The organism is Maricaulis sp., from assembly GCF_048268525.1.
Classification (GTDB): Bacteria; Pseudomonadota; Alphaproteobacteria; order Caulobacterales; family Maricaulaceae; genus Maricaulis.
Genome location: NZ_JBLWVH010000013.1, coordinates 82,161 through 89,098, shown reverse-complemented (window position 1 = coordinate 89,098; position 6,938 = coordinate 82,161). Strand labels below are relative to the sequence as shown.

Below are 6,938 nucleotides of genomic sequence, written 5' to 3'. Positions count from 1 at the left end.
TGAAATTCATGACTTCCTCCCTCCTGACAGCCCCTCTTGTCGGCAGGCCCGCGAGCCTAGCAGGACCCGATGATGGCATGGTCACGCTGCCCCTGGAGATCAGCGGCGTAGCTCCGTCCGACGGGTATGTGATGATCGGCGTCTATGACAGCGAGGCCGGGTGGAATGACGGCGCGGCCGTTGCCGGCACGCGTGCCTCCGTGGACGGCGACCAGCTGACCGTCGCCTTCACGGATTTGCCCGCCGGAACATATGGCGTGAAAATGTATCACGACGTCGATGCAGACGGTGAGATGGACACCAATCTGATGGGCATCCCCAGCGAGCCCTTCGCGTTCTCCAACAATGCACACGGCCGGTTCGGCCCGCCCGAATGGAACGCTGCTGCGTTCGAAGTTTCCGCGGACAGTTCCGTTCATTCGGTCAGCTTCGAATAGGAGGGGCGCATGGTGACGACCTCACGCCGAGAGGCCCTCAAACTGCTGGCCGCGGCCGGAAGCGTCGCCACCATGCCGGTGACTGCCGCGGCGCGCCAAATGGATCCGGTGTTCGCCGACTATCAGGCCGCCAGCCGAACCGACCCCTGGACGCTTGTTGTCCGGGATGCCCCGGCTGAGGGCTTCGACAGTCAGGCGACCCTGATTTCCGGGACCGCTCCTGACGGTTTGACCGGCACCTTGTTCCGGAACGGTCCCGGACGGTTCTCTAGACAGGACTGGCGCTATCGTCACTGGTTCGACGGAGACGGTTTCCTTCAGTCGTGGAATCTGGGGCCGAACGGGGTGCGCCACCGAGGCCGTTTCATCGAGACCGACAAGTGGCAGGCCGAAGAGGCCGCCGGCCGGTTCATCGTGCCAGCACTGGCGTCCGTGCCGCCTCAACCCGGCGGGTTGAGTGGTCCGGACGACATGAATGTCGCCAACACGTCCGTGCTCCTGTTGGGAGATGAGTTGCTGGCTCTCTGGGAAGGCGGCTCGGCCTGGGCAGTCGATCCGGACACGCTGGAAAGCCAGGGAGCACGTCGCTGGGGCAATGGCCTGGACGGAGTCCCGTTCTCGGCTCATCCCAAACGCGAGCCGGACAGCGGAATTGTCTGGAATTTCGGGCAGGACGCCATCCGTGACCGCATGATCATCTGGAAATTAGCGTCGGATGGCACCCTGTTGCAGGCGGGCGTGGTCGAGGATGTCCCCGGCGGGATGGTGCATGACTTTGTAATCACGGAGCATTCGCTGGTTTTTCTGGTCGGAAGTTATCGGTTCCAGGATATGCGCTTGCCCTTCCTCGACAGTTTCGCCTTCGACGCCGAGGCGCCGATGATCGCGATCGCGATCAACAAGAATGACTGGACCCGTCGCCGCACCTGGGAGCTGCCGCCCGGTTTCCTGTTCCATTTCGGCGGCGCCTGGGAGGAGGCGGACGGGACAATCCGGCTTGATGCGGCGCTGTCCCAGGACGCGCGATTTGCGATGGCGGGTGCTTACGACATCATGCGCGGCCAGGCAGAAACCCAGACCGACTCACAAGCGCGGCACATGCAGGTGACGCTGGCACCGGGTGGGCGTAGCCGAATCGAGTCGCTCGGGGACGGGTATATCGAGTTCCCGCAGGTGGATCCGCGCCTGACCGGCTTGCGTCGACGGGAAACCTGGCACATCGCCTGGGATGCGGACCAGCCGCGAGGTGCGACGCGAATCGAGCGTCGCAACCTTCACACGGGCGACCGTGATGTGTTCGATCATGGCGAAGCTGTGTTTGTCGAGGAGCCGCTATTCATTCCCGCGTCCCCAGTTGCGCCGGAAGGGCAAGGCTGGATTCTCCACACCGCGCTGAATACGCGGGACGAACAAACCGAATTGCATGCCTTCAATGCGCAGCATCTGTCCGATGGTCCGGTCGCCAGCTGGCGACTGCCCTATGCCTGCCCCTTCGGATTTCACGGGTGTTGGCGCTCAGGCTGACGGCTCGCTCCGACGCTCCGAGTTAATGTGCCGGAAAGGCTGCCGAAATCGCGCGCGTGAAAGCGTGTCGGCCCGGCTTGGGCGTTGGGAGACCACAAATGAGAAATTTCTGCTTGGCTGCGATCTGCGCAGCGAGTTTCATCACCTTGCCGGCCGAAGCGCAGGGCGATGACTGGCGGTCCCGGATGAATCCTGACCGCCTCGCGGCGGGGGAAATCTATCTCCAGCTTCAATACGAAGGCGAAGCCGATGGATTCATGCGGCTCGGCTGGCAAGTCGAGGGCGATGAAATCGCGATCTATGACCGTACCATGTGGGCGTCGCGTGAAATCTACGAATCCATGGAGGCGAGGGTCCGCTTGGCCGATCTGGAGCCGGTCTCGGTCGATATCCGCTTTCATCAGGCAGGCCAGTACTTTGTCACTGATGGTGATTTCGAACCTGGCCGGGTGACCGGCAGCACACGTGTGGTTCGCCCCGGTCAGGCGGATGCCACCCACGCAATCGACACGGCACTGCCGGACGGGGCAATCCTGCGGGCCAGCTTTTTCGTGCTGGCGGCGGCTTTGCCGATGGAAACTGGCGAACAAGTCACATTCAGCTGGTACGCCCCGATGGGCAATTCGACCGCCGACGTGACGCTGAGCGCGGTCGAAACGGTTGTAATTGAGACGCCGGCTGGGACCCATGATGCGCTGCGGATTGAGCAGCGGGGCGGAACGCCGGCCAACGACATTTTCATAGACCGCGACACGGGGCGCATTGTTCGGATCGACATAGGCGGCCAGCCCATGCGGTTTGTCGCGCCGGCGAGTCGATAGGCGGCTACCAACCGGGCTCTCTCGTGATTGACTGTTGCGCGTGCATTTGCGACGTCCAGTAGTAAATCACGGAGCTGGGTTCATGCTTGTTGTTCGCCTTTTTGCCCTAACCCTGTTGGCAGGATTGTTGTTTGCGATGTCGCCTGCCAAGGCGCTGGCGCAGCGTGATGTCCTTCTCAATGTCTGTAACGAGGCTGGTTTCAGCGTGGCAATTGCTGCGGCCTACCGGACGACTTCGACGGAGAGCCGGACATTGCGCAGTTGGTTCCTGGTCGAGCCGGGGCAATGTCTGGAAGGGGCTGTCAACAATGTGGTCGGCCATTCTCTGGATATTCATGTGATGTCGGGTGAGTGGCGCTGGCCCGCCCGGTCCGGCGATGCCGTTTATTGCACGCCAGCCGCGTCGACCTTCGCACAGGCAACCGGCGAGCCCTGCTCAGGGGCGAGCCAGGCGCGAAATTATGTCCGGCTGCCGATCGGGGCCAGTCGATACCGCGGTATCGGACAGGTTGATTACCGGGTCCGCTGCGACCGCCTTTCCGTGGACGATGCGGCGCTGTGCGTCGGCGCACCGCGCGATGAGCGAGGTCTGGCCCAGATTGTGCGCACGCTTGAGGTTTGCCATGGCGGTCGGGGCGAAGCCGACACCGTGGTCCTTCTGCCCAGGGCAGACGGAGCCTACGATCTGGTGGCCCGGCAGACATTGGCCAGTGGCGAGTGCGCGGATCTCTATCGCGGGTTTCCGGCTGGCAATCGGGTCCTGGTCGGTGCGGTGGGCCGAAACAATGAGGACGTTGATCGGCGCATTTGTATGCCGGACGGGGTTGATGGACCATTTGCGGCTACCGATGCGGCGTGTCCCACGGGCCGCGTTGTTCACGCTGAAGCGCATGTTTTCCGGACGAACGTTTCGCGTTTCACAGCTTATCTCCAGTAGTTTTCGAGGCATGGCGGTTCCGTCTCACCGGTTTCTGACAAGGCGTTGAGACGGTTCTGACGGCGGGTCACGTGATGGTGACGGTCCGCGCGGGGACGTGATTGGTGTCGGGCGGAGGCTCGCGGCAGGTTCCGGGCGTCAGGGCGTCGCACACCTCTTCGCCCGGACATCACCCAATCTGGAGATTGCACACAATGAACGCACCTACGCGAACCGCGGCCGTCGCCGCCTCAGCTCTTGCCCTTTCGCTGTCCGCCGCCGCGGCCCAGGCCAGCACGCTCAGCGTCGACGATGAAATGGAGCAGTGTTACGGCATCGCCCTGGCGGGCGAGAATGATTGCGCGGCCGGACCGGGCACCTCCTGCGCCGGCACGTCCACGACTGACTATCAGGGCAATGCCTGGACCTATGTCCCGGAGGGAAGCTGTGAGTCGATTGCAACGCCCTATGGCAATGGATCGCTGACGCCGGTTGAGCGGCCCTGATATCTTGACCTCTGGCGAACGGGGCCGGGTGACCGTCCCGTGGAGGCCGTCTGTCATGACGCATCCCGATCTGTCCCCCTTCGCAGGCGTAAGCCTGAAGCCCGAGCATTTTCGTTCGGCGCTGGATGCCCGTGCGGACGGCCTCTGGTTCGAGGTCCATCCGGAAAACTACATGACAGAGGGCGGGCCACGCCTGCGCTGGCTCGATGCCATTCGGGAAAAACATGCCCTGAGCCTGCACGGCGTCGGGCTGTCTCTGGGCGGACTCGAGCGACCGGACCCCGGCCACCTCGCTAGTTGGGGCCGCCTGGTCGAGCGCTACCAACCGGTGCGGATATCCGAGCACCTCGCCTGGTCGGCATTTGATGACATCTGGTTTGCAGATCTCCTGCCGGTCCCGATGACCCGTCTCGCCCTCGACCGCTTCTGTCGCAATATCGACATCATGCAGGCAGCGCTGGGGCGCCAGGTGCTGATCGAGAATCCGGCGCGCTATCTGTCTTTCAAAGATGAATTCGACGAGGCGGAATTCCTGGCCGAATCGGTCCGCCGCACCGGTTGCGGCCTGCTGCTGGACGTCAACAATCTCTATATCTCGGCCCACAATCTGGGCGTCGATCCCATCGCCTGGCTGGGCAGGGTGCCCCATGAGGCGATCGGAGAAATCCACCTCGCCGGACATGAGGATGATCAGGCGATCGGCAAGGGACTCCTGATCGATACGCATGGCGCCGATGTGGCTGACCCCGTCTGGACGCTGTTTGCGCAGGTGCTCGCGGTGATCGGACCCCGCCCGACGCTGATCGAGCGTGATGCCAACCTCCCGCCATTCGAGGCGCTGCTGGTCGAGCGGGCTATCGCCCAACGCCATCTCGACCGCGCCCGTCGACCCGAGCCGGCCCATGTCTGAGGGTTTCCATGCTGACTTCGCCGCGATGTTGCTCGGGGGCGCAGCCGCGACGACGATCCGCGCTCCTGTCAGCGATGCCTCGTTGTTGGCAATCTATCGCAACAATGTCGCAAGGGCAGCAATCGAAGCCTTGAGAGCGGCATATCCGGCAGTCAACAGACTGACCGGGGACCAGTTCTTTTCGCCCATGGCGAAAGCCTATTGGCAGGACCATCCGCCGCGGACACGTACGTTGACGCTGTATGGCGCCGGTTTTGCGGATCATGTGCGCCGATACGAACCAGCCAGTTCCTTGCCCTATCTGGCGGACATCGCTCGTCTCGATCGCGTCTGGTTGGAGGCGCTTCATGCTGTTGATGTCGAGCCATGCCAGGCCCGGACAATCGCTGCAATGCCGCCTCAGGATGTACCGGTTCTCGCTCCGGGACTGCACCCGTCGGTTCGCATTCTTCACCTCGACTGGCCTGTATACGATGTCTGGGAAGCGCACCGCGCTGACCGCGAGGGTGGCGAATATCGCCTCACTCCGCAGCCCGAGGCCGTGATCGTTCACCGTCCGCGCTTGCAGGTCCGCAGCGCGCGGTTGACCCGGGCGATCGCGGTTTTCCTTGATCAACTTGACGCAGGACACTCAATCGAGCAGTCGAGCATTACTGCCTCACTTCAGGACCCAAACTTCGATGTGGCTGCGGCGTTTGGTGACGCCTTGGCTGCCGGCTATCTGGCTGGAGGCCCGACATGAATTTACTCAAGAACGCCCAAGCCCTGCATGCGGGGGCGGCGAGTTTCGCGAACCGTTGGCTCGGCCAGGATGTCCTGCCCCTGTTGGCGCGCCTGGCGCTGGCCGGAGTATTCTGGCGCTCGCTTCTGACCAAGGTCAGTACGGTGAAGTTGTTCACATTTACCGAGCTCATCAATGATTTCGAAGTCGAGCGGGCGCGCGTGCGGTTGCCGGAGTTGCCCCTCGAGTTGCGGCCGGCGGCGCTGCAGCAGTTTCGCGGAGACTTCGCCTTGCCCCTCCTCCCTCCAGACCTGGCGGCGTGGATGGCGACATTGGCAGAGCTGGTGTTTCCGGTCCTGCTGGTCCTCGGCATCCTGACCCGTCTCAGTGCACTGAGCCTTTTGATCATGACGCTGATCATCCAGGTGTTTGTCTTCCCTGAAGCGTGGTGGTCAACGCATGCATTGTGGGTGGTTATCGCCCTGTTCATCGTGGTCACTGGACCGGGACGTCTCTCTGTCGATCATCAGGCTGCGCGATTTTTCGCGCGATAGGTGCGTTTGATTGCCCCCTGATGCCCCGTGCGGCATGCTCAGGATCTGCGGTCGGCTGGCCCGGATGAAGCGGCCCGGGGGGGCAAATGGATACGACAGGACAATCGGCGCGGGCCGAACGTTTTCTGCCGGACTGGATAGTCGGCGGCGCAATCCGGCTCGCCCTTGTGCCCGGCCTGTGGGCCTGGGGCAGGGCCAATGCCGGCGTCTGGCCGGAAGTGATGCCCGATACGGTCGCCGCTGCTGCGATCTGGGATATCCCTGTTTTTTCTGCTTCGCAGACCGCCCAGATTGCCGTTTGGGGCGCTCAGTTGATCGCCTTCCTGTTTCTGGTCGGCTTTCTGACTCGGTTGGTGGGGTTCGTTCTGCTGATCGCCTGTGGCGTGTATGCGTTCTGGGTGATGCCGGACGCATGGACATCGGTCGCCGTGCTGGCTGCGGCCGGATTTTACCTTTTTGCCCGCGGGGGCGGAGCGTTCTCGATTGACGGTGCGATAGTCGCGACATTGAAATAGTCGCGATCAGGGCAATTATCACGCAGGCAGACTT

Annotated in this window: 9 protein-coding genes; all 9 read left to right on the top strand. The window is 62.8% G+C overall.

Translation table 11 applies throughout. The features are described from left to right. On the top strand, positions 1-437 hold a 437-nt coding region (locus ACN0X9_RS08585), incomplete at its 5' end, for a DUF2141 domain-containing protein (RefSeq protein WP_417487198.1). A gap of 9 nt (positions 438-446) precedes the next feature. Further along, on the top strand, positions 447-1,961 hold the full coding sequence (locus tag ACN0X9_RS08580; RefSeq protein WP_417487197.1) for a carotenoid oxygenase family protein: 1,515 nt from the start codon (positions 447-449) through the stop codon (positions 1,959-1,961). Between the two features lie 98 nt (positions 1,962-2,059). Further along, positions 2,060-2,782, top strand: coding sequence for a hypothetical protein (locus ACN0X9_RS08575; protein WP_417487196.1), 723 nt, complete (start codon positions 2,060-2,062; stop codon positions 2,780-2,782). 82 nt (positions 2,783-2,864) lie between these two features. After that, complete coding sequence (locus tag ACN0X9_RS08570; RefSeq protein WP_417487195.1) at positions 2,865-3,719, top strand: DUF1036 domain-containing protein; 855 nt, start codon at positions 2,865-2,867, stop codon at positions 3,717-3,719. 194 nt (positions 3,720-3,913) lie between these two features. Next, positions 3,914-4,204 (top strand): DUF2282 domain-containing protein, encoded by a 291-nt coding sequence (locus tag ACN0X9_RS08565; RefSeq protein ID WP_417487194.1) that lies wholly within the window; start codon positions 3,914-3,916, stop codon positions 4,202-4,204. Between the two features lie 70 nt (positions 4,205-4,274). Next, positions 4,275-5,114: a DUF692 domain-containing protein gene (locus tag ACN0X9_RS08560; protein ID WP_417487200.1), complete on the top strand. Its 840-nt coding sequence runs from the start codon at positions 4,275-4,277 to the stop codon at positions 5,112-5,114. Next, the gene (locus tag ACN0X9_RS08555) at positions 5,107-5,856 is read left to right on the top strand and encodes a putative DNA-binding domain-containing protein (protein WP_417487193.1); all 750 of its coding nucleotides are present in this window, start codon (positions 5,107-5,109) and stop codon (positions 5,854-5,856) included. Before ACN0X9_RS08560 ends, ACN0X9_RS08555 begins: the two co-directional genes overlap by 8 nt. Then, on the top strand, positions 5,853-6,389 hold the full coding sequence (locus tag ACN0X9_RS08550; protein WP_417487192.1) for a DoxX family protein: 537 nt from the start codon (positions 5,853-5,855) through the stop codon (positions 6,387-6,389). Before ACN0X9_RS08555 ends, ACN0X9_RS08550 begins: the two co-directional genes overlap by 4 nt. 86 nt (positions 6,390-6,475) lie before the next feature. Next, positions 6,476-6,904 (top strand): TQO small subunit DoxD, encoded by a 429-nt coding sequence (locus ACN0X9_RS08545; protein ID WP_417487191.1) that lies wholly within the window; start codon positions 6,476-6,478, stop codon positions 6,902-6,904. The last annotated feature ends 34 nt before the right edge of the window (positions 6,905-6,938 follow it).